The following is a 17,143-nucleotide window of genomic DNA, read 5'->3' as shown; positions in this document are numbered from 1 at the left end:
GGATCAGTCGCCCCGGAGCCGTTTCCGGGGCGTGAGCCGCACGCCCGGCAGGGGCGGAGCAGGAATGCGGCCCGCCTCCGGTCCAGCGTCAGGACCGTGGCCGTGAACCACGCCGTACCGGGCTGCTGCCTCCTCCGTTTCGGGCAGTCCGGCCTGGGCTTCCCAGTCACTCCGTGCCTGCTCCACTTCGTCGTGGGTACGGCCAACGAAGTTCCACCACATCAGCAGTTCCTCCTGGAACGGCTCGCCTCCAATGAGGAGGAAGCGCGTCCCCGGGAGCGCCTGCACCTGGAGTTCCGTACGCCCGGTGCCCAGGTAGCCCAGCGGGCCGGGCGGAACCTCCTGGCCGTCCACCGCCAGGCCGCCGTCGAGCACCAGGATTCCGTGCTCGAAGCCGGCGTTGAGCGGCAACACCGCTGCGCCGCTGCACGAAACGTCCGCGCCCACGATCGGTGAGTACATCGTTGCCGGCGAGGTGACGCCGGCGAGTTCGCCCACCATGACGGTGGCCGTGAACCCCTGGCCGCCGGCCCGGGGAAGTTCTCGGTGCTGCTCGAAGGCCGGCTGTCGGTGCCGTTCACCCTCAGGCAGGGCCACCCAGAGCTGCAGGCCACGCTGAACCGGCAGGGCCTCCCCGGCAGGCGGCAGCACGGCGAACTCCGAGTGGGAGACGCCGTGGCCGGCCGTCATGATGTTCAGCTCGCCAGGCCGGACTACCACGTCGCTGCCCACGCTGTCGCGGTGCCGGATATGGCCGGCGAGGGGCCAGGTCACGGTCTGGAGGCCGATATGGGGATGCGGGAGCACGGACATCGCCGTCCGGTCAGGGCCGAAGCTGTCCAGGAAACACCACGCCCCGATGGTGGGGAGGCCGCGCTGCGGCAGGGTCCGCTGGACGTTCATGGCCCGGACGCCGCCGAGCGGCACTTCGCGTTGCGGCCACAGCTGCAGGCAAGGCCCGGATGTACCGTCCGCGCCTGCCGGCGGGCACACTTCCTGCTGGGGTGCTATTTCCAAGTTGGTCACGAATCCACTCTAGGCCGGACGAAGCACGTCGGGCACGGTTCCAGGCCCTCCAGTTGTTCCGGCCGAAAATGGGCTCCCATCCGGGCCGCTCCCGGCTCCGAATGGTTACAGTAGGGATTCCTTTGCCCGGATTCGGGACGCTGCAGGGTGTTGCCGGCCCCGGATTGGGTTACCGTAACTATCAGCGTCCTGATGACAATGTCGCGGTGCTTCCAGGAGCCCGTCCCAGAGAACAGGTAAGTCCGCACCATGGACCAGGCGATGATCGAGTTTGAGAGCGTTACCAAGCAGTACCAGGGCGGACAGCCGGCCGTGGACAACCTCTCCATGTCCATCAGCAAAGGCTCCATCACCGTTCTGGTTGGTCCGTCCGGCTGCGGCAAGACGACCACGCTGCGCATGATCAACAGGATGGTGGAGCCCACTTCCGGGACCATCACGGTGGGCGGCAGGGACGTGACCGCCGTCCCGGCAGCTGAACTGCGCCGCTCGATGGGCTACGTGATGCAGTCAGCGGGGCTGTTGCCGCACCGCTCGGTGCTGGACAACATCGCCACCGTTCCCCGGCTGAACGGCGTGTCCAAGTCCGAAGCCCGGCGGCGCGCCGAGGAACTCCTGGACGTTGTGGGCCTGGCCCGCCCGCTCGGCAGGCGCTACCCGTCGCAGCTCTCCGGCGGCCAGCAGCAGCGCGTGGGGGTAGCGCGTGCGCTCGCCGCCGATCCTCCCGTCCTGCTTATGGACGAACCTTTCAGCGCCGTGGACCCGGTGGTCCGCGATGAACTCCAGCAGGAACTGCTGCGGCTCCAGAAGGACCTGGCCAAGACCATCGTGTTCGTCACCCACGACATCGACGAGGCCACCGTCCTGGGGGACAAAGTGGCGGTCTTCGCGGTGGGCGGGAAGCTCGCCCAATACGCCACCCCTGAGGAAATCCTCCGCGCGCCGGCAAATGACTTCGTGGCCTCATTCGTGGGACGGGACCGTGGCTTCCGGCACCTGGGCTTCACCCCGTCCGACGGCGTCACCATCCATCCGGTGCCAACGCTCGTCCGCGGCCGCAGCGTCAACACGGATCCGGGCGCCGCCGACGGCTGGCAGCTGGTGGTGGACGAGGAGATGCGCCCGCTCGGCTGGTCCACTCCCGGCACTGACGAAGGCCTCATCCCCGGCGGTTCCCTGTTCCGCCCGGGGGAAAGCCTGCGCCGCGCGCTTGATGCCGCGCTTTCCTCGCCGTCGGGCCTGGGCGTGGCAGTGGATGGAGAGGGCAAGGTGATGGGCGTGATCCGCGGCGGAGAAGTGCTGGCCCTCATTGAAGAGGCACGCCAGCTCCGGCAGGCTGCACTCTGATGGAGTGGTTCCTCGCCAACAGCGGCATGGTCCTGGAGCGCGCCGGCCAGCATCTGGTGCTGGCCCTCGTCCCCATGGTCCTGGGGCTGGTCATCTCCATCCCCCTCGCGCAGCTGGCGCGGCAGAACCGGGCGCTCCGCTCGGTGCTGCTCACAGCCTCCTCGCTCCTGTACACCATTCCTTCGCTGGCGCTGTTCATCATCCTGCCCACCGTCCTGGGCACCAGGATCCTGGATCCGGTCAACGTGGTGGTGGCCCTGACCATCTATGCCGTTGCCCTGCTGGTCCGGGCCGCCCTGGACGCCTTCGATTCGGTCAGCCAGGACGTGAGCCAGGCCGCCGTCGCCATGGGGTTCAAGCCGTTGGCCCGGTTCCTCCGCGTGGACCTTCCGCTGTCCCTGCCGGTCCTGTTCGCAGGGCTCCGGGTGGTGTCGGTCAGCAACATCTCCCTTGTCAGCGTGGCAGCCCTGCTGGGCATCGGAAACCTGGGGATGCTGTTCACATCAGGACTGCAGCGGGGCTTCGTGACCGAAATCGTGGTGGGCATCATCGCCATCCTCATCCTTGCGCTGCTGATGGATGCGGTCCTGGTCCTGCTGGAACGCATCCTCACTCCATGGGAGCGGGCGGGGAAGCGGCCGGACCGGCAGCCGGAAGCGGGGACCGTTGGCGAGGCACTTGACCCGGCCCTCGGGCTGGCCCGGCCCAAGACGGGAGGCGGAAACGCATGAGCAACGTTTTCGCCGATACCTTCGCCTGGCTGGCCGACCCCCTGCACTGGACAGGAAGCGCCGGGATCCCCGCCCGGCTGGGCGAACACCTCCAGTACACCGGCCTGGTGATGCTGATCGCGGCCGCCATCGCCGTCCCCGTAGGCATGTATGTAGGCCACACCGGCAGGGGACGGGTTGCGGTGGTTGCGCTCGCCGGCGCGCTGCGTGCGCTGCCCACACTGGGCCTGCTGACGCTCTTTGTGCTGCTTGCCGGGATCGGGCTGATGCCCCCCATCTGGGCGCTGGTCATCCTCACTGTCCCGCCCCTGCTCGCGGGCACCTATGCCGGCATCTCCAGCGTGGACCGCAACGTGGTGGACGCCGCGCGTGCCATGGGCATGACCGAACTGCAGGTCCTCTTCCGGGCGGAGCTGCCCAACGCGCTCACCGTAATGTTCGGCGGCTTCCGCACCGGCGTGCTGCAGGTGATCGCCACGGTTTCCGTGGTGGCGTACATCAACCTGGGCGGCCTGGGCCGGTACCTTTTCGACGGACTGGTCCTCAGCGACTTCCCCCAGATGCTCGGCGGTTCCCTGCTCATCGCGGCGCTGGCGATCGCCGTCGACCTTGTCCTCTCCCTTTTCCAGAGGCTGTTCCTGGCAACAGGCGCCTCGGGGCAGTCCCGCCGCAGCCAGCAGGCTACGGCCGATCTCACAGACCCCGTCCTCACGGAGGCTGTGGTACCAGGAGGTAAATCATGAAAGAAAGCCGTCCATACCATCCCGGCAGGCGGGCATTCGGCGGCCTCGCCGCAGGACTCGGCCTGGCCATGGCGCTGTCTGCCTGCGGCGGATCCTCGGATCCACTGAGCAAGGCGCCGGCCAGCAGCGGAGCGGCCTCCGGGGGAGCAACATCCCTGGTGATTGGCTCAGCCGACTTCACCGAAAGCCAGATCATCGGCGAACTGTACGCCGGGGCGCTGAACGCGGCCGGCGTCACGGCCACCACCAAGCCCAACATCGGCTCCCGCGAGGTGTACTTCAAGGCAGTCCAGGACGGTTCCGTGGACGTCATTCCGGATTACACCGGCAACCTGCTGCTGCACGTGGACAAGGAAGCCTCCGAGGTGTCAGCGGAAGACATCGCCAAGGCGCTGCCGGACAAGCTGCCCGGCGGGCTGGCCATCCTGGAACCGGCCAAGGCAGAAGACAAGGACGCCATGGTGGTCACCAAGGCAACCGCCGAAAAGTACCAGCTGAAGTCCATTGAGGACCTGGCCAAGGTCTGCAGCGAGATCGTGGTTGGAGCTCCGGCCACCTTCGCTGAGCGCGCCTACGGCCTGCCGGGCCTGAAGAAGAACTACAACTGCGAGCCCAAGAAGCTGGAGCCGTTCAGTGACGGCGGCGGTCCCGTGACCCTGAAGGCACTCCTGGAGGACCAGGTGCAGGTGGCGGACATCTACACCACTACCCCGTCCATCGCGGACAACGATCTTGTGGTGCTCGAGGACCCCAAGAACAACTTCATTGCCCAGCAGGTGGTTCCGCTGTACAACGAGGCGAAGATGACGGACAAGGCGAAGGAAGCCCTCAACTCGGTGTCCCGCGTGCTGACCACCGAGGACCTGATCAACCTGAACAGGGCCGTCAGCGGCAGCCAGAAGCAGGGTGCCAAGGAAGCCGCGCAGGCGTGGCTGAAGGAAAAGGGCATCGTGAAGTAGCAACTGCATCGCGCCGCCATCGGTGCGATGGCTCAGCAGTACGACGGCGGCTGCCGGACCTTCGGAGGTCCGGCAGCCGCCGTCGTCCGTCCTGCCTGCCGGAACCCGCCGCACCGTGTGGCTGACGTCTCAGCTGCCGCCCATCCTTCCTGTGGCATATTTGAGGGATGGCAGAATTCAGGCAGTCCACGAAACTCAACAACGTGCTTTACGACATCCGTGGACCGATCCTCCAGGCCGCCCAGCAGATGGAAGCGGAGGGTCACCGGATCCTCAAGCTGAACATCGGAAACCCGGCGCCGTTCGGATTTGAAGCGCCGGACGCCATCCTGGTGGACATGATCCGCCACCTGCCGCATGCCCAGGGCTACAGTGACTCCCGCGGCATCTTTTCCGCCCGGACCGCAGTGTCGCAGTACTACCAGACCCGCGGCATCCAGAACATCCATGTGGACGACATCTACCTGGGCAACGGCGTCAGCGAGCTCATCACCATGTCCCTGATGGCCCTCCTTGACGATGGCGACGAGGTCCTGATCCCCACGCCGGACTACCCCCTCTGGACGGCCTCGGTGGCGCTGGCCAGCGGCAAGCCAGTCCACTACCTCTGCGACGAGGAGTCCGGGTGGCAGCCCGACCTGGAGGACATGGAAGCCAAGATCACGCCCCGCACCAAGGGCATTGTGGTGATCAACCCGAACAACCCCACCGGAGCCGTCTACCCGGAAGAGACGCTGAAGAAGATCGTGGCCCTCGCCGAGAAGCACGGCCTGGTCCTCTTTGCCGACGAAATCTACGAGAAGATCCTCTACGAGGACGCCGTCCACGTAAACCTTGCGGGGCTTACCGGCGACGACGTCCTGTGCCTCACCTTCAGCGGCCTGTCCAAGGCCTACCGGGTGTGCGGGTACCGGGCCGGCTGGATGGCCATTTCCGGTCCGAAGAAGGATGCAGCCGACTACCTGGAAGGCATCAGCCTTCTTGCCAACATGCGCCTCTGCGCCAACGTGCCGGCCCAGCACGCGATCCAGACAGCGCTGGGCGGCTACCAGAGCATCAACGACCTGATCCTGCCGGGCGGGCGGCTGCTGGAGCAGCGCAACAAGGCGTACGACATGCTCAACGCCATTCCGGGCGTGAGTACCCAGCAGGCCCGGGGCGCCCTGTACCTCTTCCCGAAGCTCGACCCCGAGGTGTACCACATCCGTGACGACGAGAAGTTCGTCCTGGACCTCCTCAGGGAGCAAAAAATCCTGGTCTCCCACGGCCGGGCGTTCAACTGGGTGCGCCCGGACCACTTCCGCATGGTGACCTTGCCCAACGTCAAGGACATCGAGGAAGCCGTGGGCCGGATGGGGGACTTCCTAAGCAGGTACCAGGGGAACTAGCCTGTGTCCACGGGCACCCCGGACCCGTGGAACTTCGCTGAAAGGATTCCCATGCCCGACGCCGTCGGCTTCGACCAGCACCCCTCTGAAACCCTGCGGGCGAGGAAGGGGTTCCTGTTGAGCAAAGTCGATCCTGACGCCACCCCCGGCTACAGCGGCACCAAGGAGGACGGCCAGGCCCTGCTCGCCGAAATGGACAACGGACTGACGGAACTGCAGGAAAAGCTGTTCGCCGAGTCGCGGTTCGGCGGACGGAAGCGGATCCTGCTGATCCTCCAGGCCATGGACACCGCCGGCAAGGGCGGGATCGTCAACCACGTCATGGCCGCCATGAACCCCCAGGGCGTCCAGTTCAAAGCCTTCAAGGCGCCCACGGAGGAGGAAAAGTCCTACGACTTCCTGTGGCGCATCGAAAAGGAGGTGCCGGCCGCCGGGATGGTGGGTGTTTTTGACCGCTCACACTACGAGGACGTTCTGATCCACCGGGTGCGTGCCTGGGCGACTCCCGCGGAAATCAAGCGGCGGTACGTGGCCATCAACGAGTTCGAGACGCGGCTGACCGACTCCGGGACGAAGGTGGTCAAAGTCATGCTGCACATCAGCGGCGAGGAGCAGAAGCAGCGGCTGCTGGCCCGCCTGGACAACCCGGCCAAACACTGGAAGTACAGCCGGGGAGACCTGGAGGAGCGCGCCTTCTGGGACGACTACATGAGCGCCTACCAGGCGGCAATCGAGGAGACCAGCACCGCTGCAGCTCCCTGGCATGTTGTCCCGGCGAACAAGAAATGGTTTGCCAGGATTGCCGTCCAGCAGCTGCTCTTGGGCGCGCTCACTGACCTTAACCTTGAGTGGCCCAAAGCGGAGTTTGATGTAGCGATGGAACGGGAACTGGCCGCGCGCTCCTGAGCCCTTGCTGTCAGAGCGGCTGGTCGCGGGCGGCTGCCAGCCGCTTCCGGGCACCTTCCAGCCATTCCTCGCACCGGGCGGCCAGGGCTTCGCCCCGTTCCCAGAGCGCCAGGGATTCCTCAAGGCTTGCCCCGCCGGCCTCGAGCTTCCCCACCACCGCGATGAGCTGCTCGCGGGCCTCTTCGTAGCTCAGGGCCGCGATTCCGGCCCCTGCCGTCTGCTCAGTCATGTAGTTCTCCGGTTTCGGTAGTGGTCTCTTCAGGTGTTCCGGTGGAGGTTGCGCCGAAGCGGCCCTCCGCCACGCGGATGGACAGCGGGGCGCCGGCGGGAGCCTCAGCCGGGCGGCGGACCACAGCGTGGCCCGCGGCGCCTGACTGCGCAGCGCGCTTCGCGGCGAGTTCGACGACGGCGTACCCCCGGTCCAGGGTTTTCTGCGGCGACAGCGCCCGCACCTGCGCCTTCAGGTGGTCCAGTTGGTCAGCCGCGCGGACCACGGTGGAACTGACTGCGGCCGAAGACCTCCTCAGCAGCCGCTCGATTTCTTCTGAACGGACGGTTACCAGTCCTTCCGGCGCAGCCAGCACGGGCCGTGAATGCAGGGAGGCCAGCCGGTCCGATTCCCGGTCCACCAGCCGCTCAATGCAGCGGCGCAGCTGCTCCCGGGCCTGGCGGACGCCCGCAAGTTCCTCGGAAACTTCCGGGACAATCCGCTTGGCGGCATCCGTGGGGGTAGATGCACGCAGGTCTGCGACGTCGTCGAGCAGTGGCCTGTCCGCCTCGTGGCCGATGGCACTCACCACCGGGGTAACGGCTGCTGCGACGGCGCGGATCAGTTCTTCACTGTTGAACGGCAGGAGGTCCTCCAGGGCGCCGCCGCCGCGGGCGATCACAATGACGTCCACCTCCGGCAGGGCGTCCAGGTCGCGCAGGGCACGGACCACCTGGGCGACGGCGGTGTTCCCCTGCACGGCCACCTCCCTGATTTCAAACTCAACCGCGGGCCAGCGCAGGGCGGCGTTGCGCAGGATGTCCTTTTTGGCATCCGAATCGCGCCCCGTGATGAGCCCGATGCGGTGCGGCAGCAGGGGAAGGGGTTTCTTGCGGGAGTCAGCGAAAAGGCCCTCGGCGGAGAGCGCCTGGCGCAGCCGTTCAATCCGGGCAAGGAGATCGCCCAGGCCCACCGGCCTGATGTCACGGACCAGCATGTTCAGCCGTCCGGTCTTGATCCAGAACTCCGGCTTCAGCAGGGCAACCACACGGGATCCGCGCTCCAGCGGCAGGTCCTGGCGTTCCAGTACCTTGGTCCAAACGGAGGCGGGCAGGGAAACTTCGGCGTCCACGTCCCGCAACGTGAGGTAGGCATTGGTGCCCCGGCGGTTCAGCTCGATGACCTGGCCCTCAACCCAAGCAGACGGCGTGCGGTCGATGTGGGCCTTGAGCTTCTGCGACAGCAACTGGAGCGGCCACGGATTGTCAGGGGTGGTTTCGGCGGCCGTGGCAGGCAGCGTGGTGGGCGCGGTGGATTGCTGGCCGGTGCCCGGGAGTGACGCCTGTTCAGACATGCGAACTCCCTCGCGGGGCTGGAGCTGCGGGCATGGGGTCCTTCGTCCGGTGTTTGGCTGCCTGGTGTCGGGCTGTGGGCTGAGGTCGGCGGTCATTCAACCTTATCCATAAGCTGTACCACCCGGGGCTGACAAAGAACCCCCGCCAAGCCTGCCTAGGATGGGATAACCCCACCAACGACGAAGGAACCGCCGTGCGAACTTTTGTTTCTGCTGCCGCCACCGTGCTGGCAGTCCTGCTGGCAGCCGTGGCAGTTCCGGCCATCTGGCTGGACCGCAACATCGTCCAGGAACAGGGCTTCGTGGAGTTGGCGGCCCCGCTCGCAACAAATTCAGCGTTCCAGCAGGAGCTGGCCGTAGCGGCGGTGGGCACCATCGACACCAGCGCCGTTCCCGGTTTCCTCTCCGACCTCGTCCAGCCGGTGCTGGAAGACGCGGCTTCGTCACTGACAGGCCTGCCGGGCTATCCAGCCGCGTGGGAGGAAACGCTGCGCAGGAGCCACCGGCTCAGCTTCGCCCCGGCGACGGACGACGGCGGGGCGGCCTCGGCTTCGTCCCTCACTTTGGACGTCGCCCCCTTGGTGGCGCTGGGCGCGGAGGAGATTTCGCGCACTACCAGGCTGCCCCTGGACCCACCTGAACAAACCCTGATCAACGTGGGCCAGCCTATGTACAAGGAGTGGACTGAACGGCTCACCACCTATGCGCCTGCGGGCTACCTGCTGGCTGGTGGATCCGCCGTAGCGCTGCTCCTTGCCCTGGTGGCTGCACGCCGCCGCTGGACAGTGCTGGCCGGGGCGGGCGCCGGCGCGCTGCTCCTCGCGGCTGCCTGGGCGGCGGGCTCACAGGCGGCGTCCGCCGCCGTCGTGTCCGCGGACAGCGGAAATGAAGTTGCCAACATGTTCCGGGACGAATTTGTGGCCGCCTCCGCGGCGGATTTCCAGGCCTGGACCCTGGCAGCGGCGGTCACCGGCGGCGTGCTGCTGGTGCTGGGCGTCGTGGCCGGGTTCACCTCGCGGAAGCCGCAGCGGGCAAACCGGTAGCATGGAGGAATGACCCCCTCAGCTGTTTCCCTTTCGATGCCCACCATCCCGCGTCGGCGCCGGTCACCTGAGGAAGTAGCTGCCGCAGCCCCGGTGCCGGGAACCAAGAAGGTGCTGCTCGCTGCTCCCCGCGGTTACTGCGCCGGCGTTGACCGCGCCGTCATCGCCGTGGAGAAGGCCCTGGAGCACTACGGACCGCCGGTCTATGTGCGGAAGCAGATCGTCCACAACGTGCACGTGGTCAGCTCTTTGGAGGAACAGGGAGCCATCTTCGTCGACGAGACAGACGAAGTGCCCGAGGGTGCCCTGGTCATTTTCTCCGCACACGGCGTCTCCCCGGCTGTGGTCCAGTCTGCCGAGGACCGCGGCCTGCGCACGATCGACGCCACCTGCCCCCTCGTTACCAAGGTGCATAAGGAGGCCGTCCGGTTTGCCAAGGACGATTTCGACATCCTGCTGATCGGCCATGACGGCCATGAGGAAGTGGAAGGCACGGCCGGCGAAGCACCGGAACACATCCAGATCATCAATGGTCCCCACGAGGTGGACAAGGTGACGGTCCGGGACCCGGAAAAGGTCATCTGGCTCTCGCAGACCACCCTGAGCGTTGACGAAACCATGGAGACGGTCCGGTTGCTCAAGCAGCGGTTTCCCACCCTGCAGGATCCGCCCAGCGACGACATCTGCTATGCCACCACCAACCGGCAGGTGGCCATCAAGAAGATCTCGCCGCAGGCAGACCTGGTCATCGTGGTGGGCTCGGCCAACTCCTCAAACTCCGTCCGTCTGGTGGAGGTGGCCCTCGAGTACGGGGCGAAGGCGTCGTACCGGGTCGATTTCGCCAACGAGGTCGACGAAACCTGGTTTGAAGGGGTTGCCACCGTCGGCGTGACGTCTGGAGCGTCCGTCCCGGAAGTGCTGGTGCAGGAGGTGCTGCGCCTGCTGGCCGACTACGGCTACGGAACCGTGGAGGAAGTCGTCACGGCGGAGGAAGACCTGCTCTTCTCGCTGCCCAAGGAACTCCGTGCCACCCTCAAGCAGGCCGGCGACGTCAGCCGCGCGCTCGGCGGGCGCCGGGCGCGCAGCTGATCACCGGGAAGCCCGCTGCTCACGCGGCTTCGTCATCGCTTTGGAGTTCCGGTGCAGCAAGGGCGCGCGGGGTGGCTTCCACCACCGGCGGCGCGGCAAGTCCGGACTCTTCCAGTGAGTTCAGTTTCCGGGCGGTAGGAAGGACACGCGCTTCCAGCGTCCCCACCATGGCGTTGTAGCGGTCCACGGATGACTTCAGCGACGACCCGAGTTTGGTGACGTTCTCGCCCAGGGTTCCCATCCGGTCGTACAGCTGCCGCGCCAGTTCGAACAGCTCCCGCGCACTGTCTGTCAGGACATCCTGACGCCACGTGAATGCCACCGACTTCAAGACGGCCAGGAGCGTGCTGGGCGAGGCCAGGACAACGTTCTTCGAGAGTGCGTGGTCAAGGAGGCCGGCATCGGCCATGAGGGCCGTGGCGAGAATTGACTCAGCCGGGATGAAGCAGATCACCAGCTCCGGGGAGTTGCCGGGAATGTCCCAGTACTTCTTATTGCCCAGGGAATCCACGTGTGCCCGCAGCGCTTTGGCATGGGCCTGCAGCAGCGCCTGCTGGCTGCGGTGGCCGTTGCTTGGGGCCGGACCGGCGGGGAAGGCGCTGGAACCACCCGCGGTGCGGACGTCCGGGCCCAGTTCCTGGGCTTCCAGGTAGGAGGACAGCGGAACCTTGGCGTCGACCACCAGCTGCTTTTCACCGGGCAGCTGCACCACCAGGTCCGGCCGCACGCTGGAATCGCCCCCGGGACTGTGGACCTGTTCCACGAAGTCCACGTGCCGGAGCATCCCGGACACTTCCACCACGCGCCGCAGCTGGACTTCGCCCCACTGCCCCCGCGCGCTGTTGGACCGGAGTGCGGACTCCAGCGCATGGGTGGAACGGATCAGCTGTTCATCCGAGAGCCGGGCTTCCTGAAGCTGCTGGGCAAGCTGGCCGTACTGTTCCACCCGGTCACGCTCAAGCAGCGCAACCTGCTGCTGCACGGCCGTCAGTTTCTCCGCCACCGGGGCAAGCGCCCGCAGCACGCTGCCGTCCTGGGACCTGGCTTCACCCAACTCCCTGTTCTGTGCCGCCAAAAGGCGCCGCTCGGCGTCGGCCGCGGCGAACTGCGCACTGACCTCTGAAAGCCGGGACGATACGGCGTCGAAATCCTCCTCCAGGCCCTTGGCGCTTCTCCGAAGCACAAAGAACGCAGCCGCCGCACCCGCGAAGGCGCCCAGCAGCAGCATAAACAAAGCAAGAATTAAGGCGAAAGCATCCATGCCCTCACTGTCGCACGGGGCTGTGACATTTTGCCGAAGCGACATTTCGCCTGGCGTGCACAGGGCTCCCCGGCCGTTACTGTGCGTGGACGCCCTGCGGGTAGAATCAATACTCGTGGCTCTTACTATTGGCATCGTCGGACTGCCCAACGTCGGCAAATCAACTCTCTTCAACGCACTCACCCGCAACCAGGTCCTGGCCGCGAACTACCCGTTCGCCACCATCGAACCCAACGTCGGCGTCGTGAACCTGCCCGACCCCCGCCTTCAGAAGCTGGCCGATATCTTCGGCTCGCAGCGTCTGCTGCCCGCGCCGGTGTCCTTCGTGGACATTGCCGGCATCGTCAAGGGCGCGTCCGAGGGTGAGGGCCTCGGTAACAAGTTCCTGGCCAACATCCGCGAGGCCGAAGCTATCGCCCAGGTGGTGCGCGTGTTCGATGACCCGGATGTCATCCACGTGGACGGCAAGGTGGACCCCCGTTCCGACATGGAAACCATCAACACCGAACTGATCCTCGCCGATCTGCAGACCATCGAGAACGCCATTCCGCGGATCGAAAAGGAAGTCAAGATCAAGAAGCGGGAGGCTGCCGAGCTTGCCGCCATCAAGGCGGCCCAGGTGGTCCTGGAGCGCGGCGACACCATTTTCTCTTCGATTAAGAGCGACAAGCTGGAAATGGAACACCTCAAGGAGCTCGGCCTCCTGACGGCCAAGCCGTTCATTTACGTCTTCAACGCCGACGAAGCCATCCTGGGCAGCCCGGAAAAGCAGGAAGAACTGCGGGCCATGGTTGCCCCGGCCGACGCCGTTTTCCTTGACGCCAAGCTCGAAGCCGACCTCGTGGAGCTCGATGAGGAAGAGGCCCGCGAAATGCTGGAAATGAACGGCCAGGACGAATCCGGCCTGGACCAGTTGGCGCGCGTCGGGTTCCACACCCTGGGATTGCAGACCTACCTCACGGCAGGCCCCAAGGAAACCCGTGCCTGGACCATCCGCCAGGGGGATACTGCACCGCAGGCAGCAGGGGTAATCCACTCCGACTTCCAGCGCGGATTCATCAAGGCCGAGGTGGTGTCCTTCAACGACCTCATCGAGGCCGGATCCATGGCTGAGGCCAAGGCCCGCGGTAAGGTCAGGATTGAGGGCAAGGAATACGTCATGGCCGACGGCGACGTTGTGGAGTTCCGCTTCAACGTCTGATCCGGCGGACGCCTTATCCTGAATAAAGGGCGTGATCCTGGCGATTCCAGGAGCCCCTCCCGCAGAAGCAAACAAGGAGGCGGCATGCCGGTCAGGCGTCTGATGCAGTACATCACCGCGGCGGTCGCGGCTGCCATGGTCCTGTCGGGCTGCTCCGGCAGTCAAGGCAGCGCACCCGTGGTGGTGGGGGAGGCCAAACGCGGCGGCAGCGTCACCGTCGCTGAGGTCAACGCCTTCTCGTCCTTCAACCCGTACAGTGCGGACGGGAACACCGATATCAACTCCAAAATCGGCCACATCACCCATTCGGGCTTCTACTACCTCGATGATGCCGCCAAGGTGGTGCGGAACGAAAAGTTTGGGCGCTTCGAGAAGGTTTCGGACCAGCCGCTCAAGGTGCGGTATACCGTCAACGAGGGCGTCACGTGGTCCGACGGCGAAGCGATCGACGCCGGCGACCTCCTTCTCAGCTGGGCCGCGGGTTCGGGGTATTTTGACGATGCCGACCCCCTGGCGGGGACGGGCACCAAATACTTTTCCACTGCCTCCGACACCAGCGGCCTCGCCGGCACCGTGCTCCCCGAAATCGGGGCGGACGGCCGGTCCATCACCCTGGAGTACACCGTGCCCTTCGCCGACTGGGAAGTGGCGTTCGACGTCGGACTGCCGGCGCACGTGGTTGCAGCCAAAGGTGGCCTCAACGACGAAGAAGACCTGATCGACCTGATCAGGAACTCACCGCGCGGGGACGAGGAAAAGCCGGCCCTGAACGCACCGCTGAAGCAGGTCAGCGACTTCTGGAACTCCGGATTCGACTCCAAGGGCCTTCCCGGGGATCCTGCCGTGTTCCTTTCCAGCGGCCCGTACATCGTGCGTGAGATCATCCCGGAAGTCTCCATGAAACTCGTCCGGAACCGTGACTACGTCTGGGGGCAGGAACCATGGCTGGATGAAATCAACGTGCGCTTCACCGGCTCCGTTCCTACGGCAGTCGATGCGCTCCGGAACAGCCAGGCCGACATCATTTCCCCGCAGCCTTCCGCCGACACCGAGGAGCTCCTTGCAGGACTGGCTGGCCAGGGCATCACCATTGAACGGTACAACCAGTCCGGCTACGACCACCTGGACCTCAACTTCTCCGGGCCTTTCCTGGACGACAACGTCCGCCGCGCGTTTCTCAAAGCGGTTCCCCGGCAGGCCATCGTCGACGCCGTGGTGGGGGACCTGCTGCCGGACGCGAAGCCCTTGGATTCCCACGTTTTCCTGCCTGCCCAGCCCAAGTACAACGACACCGTGAAGAACAACGGCTCGGCCGATTACGCCGAAGTCGACATCGAAGGGGCGAAGGCGCTCCTGGAGGGCGAAACCCCCACCGTCCGGATCCTGTACAACCGCGACAACCCCAACCGCGCGAAAGCGTTTGCCCTGATCCGCGACTCGGCAGCGCGGGCAGGGTTCCAGGTGGTTGACGGCGGGCAGGCAAGTGCGGACTGGGCACGGTCACTCGGGGGCGGGGGTTACGATGCCGCGCTGCTCGGATGGATCGGCACGGGTGCAGGCGTCAGCCGTGTCCCCCAAATCTTCCGCACCGGCGCGGGCAGCAACTTCAACGGTTTCTCCGACGGCGACGCGGACAAGGCGATGGAGCAGCTTGCCGGAACAACCGATCTGGGCAAGCAGGATGAACTCCTGGCGGAGATCGACAGGCAGATCTGGGAGAGCGCCTATGGTCTCCCGCTGTACCAGACGATTGGTACCACTGCCTTCAACGCCCGGGTTGCCGGCGTCAAGACCAGTTCAGGTCCGTTGGGCATCTGGTGGAACGTGTGGGATTGGCGGCTGGCCAACCCGTCATGACGCCGGAGCGCGGGAGAGGCAGCTCCCGGTTGTCCCGATTCGCCGCCGCGGCTACCGGCGAGTAGCATGTGACGTGCACAACTTCTGTTGACCGACTAAGCGTTCAGGGCTGGCCGGTCACGGTTTGGCAACGGAGTACCAGTATCTGGACTTCGTGCAGTTAGGCTACTCGTATATGTAGGCTGCGTCACAGCGGACAGCTGGGTCTCGCCTGCGGGGGAGCACAAGATTCCCCCTCGTTATCTCCCACAACTCATAGGAGGCGGAATGCGTTTTACGCGCACTTCCAAAGCACTGGGCATAGTGGCAATAGCCGCGCTTGCCCTGACCGGCTGCGGCGCTGGAGGCGGCAGCACTGACGGAGCCAGCAACGCCGCCGGCGACCCGAACAAGGTCATCACTGCCTACAGCAACGAACCACAAAATCCGTTGCTGCCGGCGAACACGAACGAAGTCTACGGCGGCCGCGTCGTCGAGCTTCTGTTCGAAGGCCTGCGGACCTACGACGCTGATGGCAAGCCGGTGAACGCGCTGGCAGAATCCATCGAGTCGCCTGATGCCCAGAACTGGACCATCAAGATCAAGCAGGGCCAGAAGTTCACGAACGGTGAAGAGATCACGGCCAAGACGTTCGTGGATTCCTGGAACTTCGCGGCGAACTCGAAGAACCTGCAGAACAACGGGTTCTTCTTTGAATCCATCGCCGGCTATGAGGAAGTCTCGGCGGTTACCAAAGAGAAGTCTGCGGACGGCAAGACCACCACCACTCCCGCACCCACCGCGGAAACCATGTCCGGCCTCGAAGCCAAGGACGACTCCACCCTTACCGTCAAGCTGGCCCAGCCCGAAGCTGACTGGTCCTTGCGACTCGGCTACTCCGCCTTCTTCCCGCTTCCCTCCGCTGCGCTGGCAGACCCGAAGGCATTCGGCGAGAACCCGGTAGGCAACGGCCCGTACAAGATGGAGAAAGAAGGCGCCTGGGTTCACGACCAGTCCATCTCCCTCGTGAAGAACCCGGACTACAGCGGTCCCCGCGAGTCGAAGAACGGTGGCGTGACGTTCAAGTTCTACACGGATCCGGGCCCCGCGTACACCGACCTGCAGTCGGACAACCTGGACGTAACCGACGTCCTCCCGTCGAATGCGCTTAAGACGTACGTTTCGGACTTCCCGGACCGCAATGCCACCAAGCCCGTTGCCACCAACTCCACCCTGAACATCCCGGGTTACAACCCGAACTTCCAGGGTGAAGCCGGCAAGCTCCGCCGCCAGGCACTCTCCTACGCCATCAACCGCGAGGAGATCGCCAAGGTTGTCTTCAACGGCACCCGCACCCCGGCCAAGGCATTCGCCCCGCCGGTCATTGACGGATTCAAGGAAGGCCTCAAGGGCAGCGAAGTCCTGAAGTTCGACGCCGCAAAGGCCAAGGACCTCTGGGCACAGGCTGACAAGATCCAGCCGTACGACAATTCCAAGCCGCTGCAGATTGCATCCAACACCGATGGCGGCAACAAGGAATGGATCGACGCCGTAGCTAACGGCTTCAAGAACAACCTGGGAATCCAGGCTGAAATCCAGCCCTTCGCCAAGTTTGCTGAGGTCCTGAACCTGCGCAAGTCCCAGTCCCTCCCGGGCCTGAGCCGCGCCGGCTGGCAGGGCGACTACCCGTCGCTCTACAACTTCCTGGGGCCGGTCTGGGCCACGGGCGCATCCTCCAACTACGAGAAGTACTCGAACCCCGAGTTCGACAAGCTGCTCAAGGAGGGCCTGGCAGCCAAGACCACGGATGAGGCCAACGCCAAGTTCAACGCGGCACAGGAGATCCTCTTCGAGGACCTTCCCGGCCTGCCGCTCTGGGACCAGGCACGGCCGATCGTGTGGAGCAACAACGTCGCCAAGGCTGAAACCGGCTGGAACGGCAGCATCCTTTACTACGGCATCACCGCAAAGTAGTCCCAGAACTAACTTGTCGGTAAGCACATGGGGGTCCGGCTACCGCCGGGCCCCCATTGGCTTGCACGGCAGGAAGG

At 65.3% G+C, this 17,143-nt stretch carries 15 protein-coding genes; 11 read left to right on the top strand and 4 right to left on the bottom strand.

What is annotated here, in order from left to right:
* Window positions 1-3 precede the first annotated feature (3 nt).
* Window positions 4-1,026 carry a pirin family protein gene (locus SMD14_RS13885; protein ID WP_321214008.1) on the bottom strand — a complete coding sequence of 341 codons (1,023 nt, stop codon included), beginning with the start codon at window positions 1,024-1,026 and terminating at the stop codon, window positions 4-6.
* A 249-nt stretch (window positions 1,027-1,275) separates the two neighbouring features.
* Here SMD14_RS13885 and SMD14_RS13880 point away from each other — a divergent pair, with 249 nt between their 5' ends.
* The 6 genes from SMD14_RS13880 (at window position 1,276) to SMD14_RS13855 (ending at window position 7,100) form a co-directional block, all read left to right on the top strand.
* Window positions 1,276-2,373 (top strand): ABC transporter ATP-binding protein, encoded by a 1,098-nt coding sequence (locus tag SMD14_RS13880; RefSeq protein ID WP_157241675.1) that lies wholly within the window; start codon window positions 1,276-1,278, stop codon window positions 2,371-2,373.
* On the top strand, window positions 2,373-3,104 hold the full coding sequence (locus SMD14_RS13875) for an ABC transporter permease (protein WP_157241676.1): 732 nt from the start codon (window positions 2,373-2,375) through the stop codon (window positions 3,102-3,104). Before SMD14_RS13880 ends, SMD14_RS13875 begins: the two co-directional genes overlap by 1 nt.
* Window positions 3,101-3,847 carry an ABC transporter permease gene (locus tag SMD14_RS13870; protein ID WP_157241677.1) on the top strand — a complete coding sequence of 249 codons (747 nt, stop codon included), beginning with the start codon at window positions 3,101-3,103 and terminating at the stop codon, window positions 3,845-3,847. Before SMD14_RS13875 ends, SMD14_RS13870 begins: the two co-directional genes overlap by 4 nt.
* The gene (locus SMD14_RS13865) at window positions 3,844-4,806 is read left to right on the top strand and encodes an ABC transporter substrate-binding protein (RefSeq protein WP_157241678.1); all 963 of its coding nucleotides are present in this window, start codon (window positions 3,844-3,846) and stop codon (window positions 4,804-4,806) included. The genes SMD14_RS13870 and SMD14_RS13865 overlap by 4 nt, the downstream gene beginning before the upstream one ends.
* 167 nt (window positions 4,807-4,973) lie before the next feature.
* Window positions 4,974-6,194, top strand: a complete 1,221-nt coding sequence (locus SMD14_RS13860; RefSeq protein ID WP_157241679.1) for a pyridoxal phosphate-dependent aminotransferase — start codon at window positions 4,974-4,976, stop codon at window positions 6,192-6,194.
* A gap of 51 nt (window positions 6,195-6,245) precedes the next feature.
* Window positions 6,246-7,100 (top strand): polyphosphate kinase 2 family protein, encoded by an 855-nt coding sequence (locus SMD14_RS13855; protein ID WP_321214007.1) that lies wholly within the window; start codon window positions 6,246-6,248, stop codon window positions 7,098-7,100.
* A gap of 10 nt (window positions 7,101-7,110) precedes the next feature.
* Here SMD14_RS13855 and SMD14_RS13850 read toward each other — a convergent pair whose 3' ends face one another.
* The gene (locus SMD14_RS13850) at window positions 7,111-7,329 is read right to left on the bottom strand and encodes an exodeoxyribonuclease VII small subunit (protein ID WP_321214006.1); all 219 of its coding nucleotides are present in this window, start codon (window positions 7,327-7,329) and stop codon (window positions 7,111-7,113) included.
* On the bottom strand, window positions 7,322-8,662 hold the full coding sequence (gene xseA / locus SMD14_RS13845; protein ID WP_157241682.1) for an exodeoxyribonuclease VII large subunit: 1,341 nt from the start codon (window positions 8,660-8,662) through the stop codon (window positions 7,322-7,324). Before xseA ends, SMD14_RS13850 begins: the two co-directional genes overlap by 8 nt.
* A 194-nt stretch (window positions 8,663-8,856) precedes the next feature.
* Here xseA and SMD14_RS13840 point away from each other — a divergent pair, with 194 nt between their 5' ends.
* Together SMD14_RS13840 and SMD14_RS13835 are read left to right on the top strand one after the other, a co-directional pair.
* Entirely contained in the window at window positions 8,857-9,705 is an 849-nt protein-coding gene (locus SMD14_RS13840; protein ID WP_321214005.1) for a hypothetical protein, read from the top strand.
* 9 nt (window positions 9,706-9,714) lie between these two features.
* On the top strand, window positions 9,715-10,794 hold the full coding sequence (locus SMD14_RS13835; RefSeq protein ID WP_157241683.1) for a 4-hydroxy-3-methylbut-2-enyl diphosphate reductase: 1,080 nt from the start codon (window positions 9,715-9,717) through the stop codon (window positions 10,792-10,794).
* A gap of 19 nt (window positions 10,795-10,813) precedes the next feature.
* Here the strand turns inward: SMD14_RS13835 and SMD14_RS13830 are convergent, their stop codons facing one another.
* Window positions 10,814-12,055: a DNA recombination protein RmuC gene (locus SMD14_RS13830; RefSeq protein ID WP_321214004.1), complete on the bottom strand. Its 1,242-nt coding sequence runs from the start codon at window positions 12,053-12,055 to the stop codon at window positions 10,814-10,816.
* A 115-nt stretch (window positions 12,056-12,170) separates the two neighbouring features.
* On the opposite strand from SMD14_RS13830, the gene ychF reads away from it, so the two are divergent.
* The 3 genes from ychF to SMD14_RS13815 all read left to right on the top strand — a co-directional run bounded on the left by ychF (window position 12,171) and on the right by SMD14_RS13815 (window position 17,066).
* The gene (gene ychF, locus SMD14_RS13825; protein WP_321214003.1) at window positions 12,171-13,256 is read left to right on the top strand and encodes a redox-regulated ATPase YchF; all 1,086 of its coding nucleotides are present in this window, start codon (window positions 12,171-12,173) and stop codon (window positions 13,254-13,256) included.
* A gap of 84 nt (window positions 13,257-13,340) precedes the next feature.
* Entirely contained in the window at window positions 13,341-15,113 is a 1,773-nt protein-coding gene (locus SMD14_RS13820; protein WP_321214002.1) for an ABC transporter family substrate-binding protein, read from the top strand.
* 267 nt (window positions 15,114-15,380) lie between these two features.
* Complete coding sequence (locus SMD14_RS13815; protein ID WP_157241686.1) at window positions 15,381-17,066, top strand: ABC transporter substrate-binding protein; 1,686 nt, start codon at window positions 15,381-15,383, stop codon at window positions 17,064-17,066.
* Window positions 17,067-17,143: the final 77 nt, after the last annotated feature.

The organism is Pseudarthrobacter oxydans (assembly GCF_034258515.1).
Classification (GTDB): domain Bacteria; phylum Actinomycetota; class Actinomycetes; order Actinomycetales; family Micrococcaceae; genus Arthrobacter.
The sequence above is the reverse complement of the archived record's forward strand: the minus strand, read 5'-3'. Positions and strand labels throughout refer to the sequence as shown.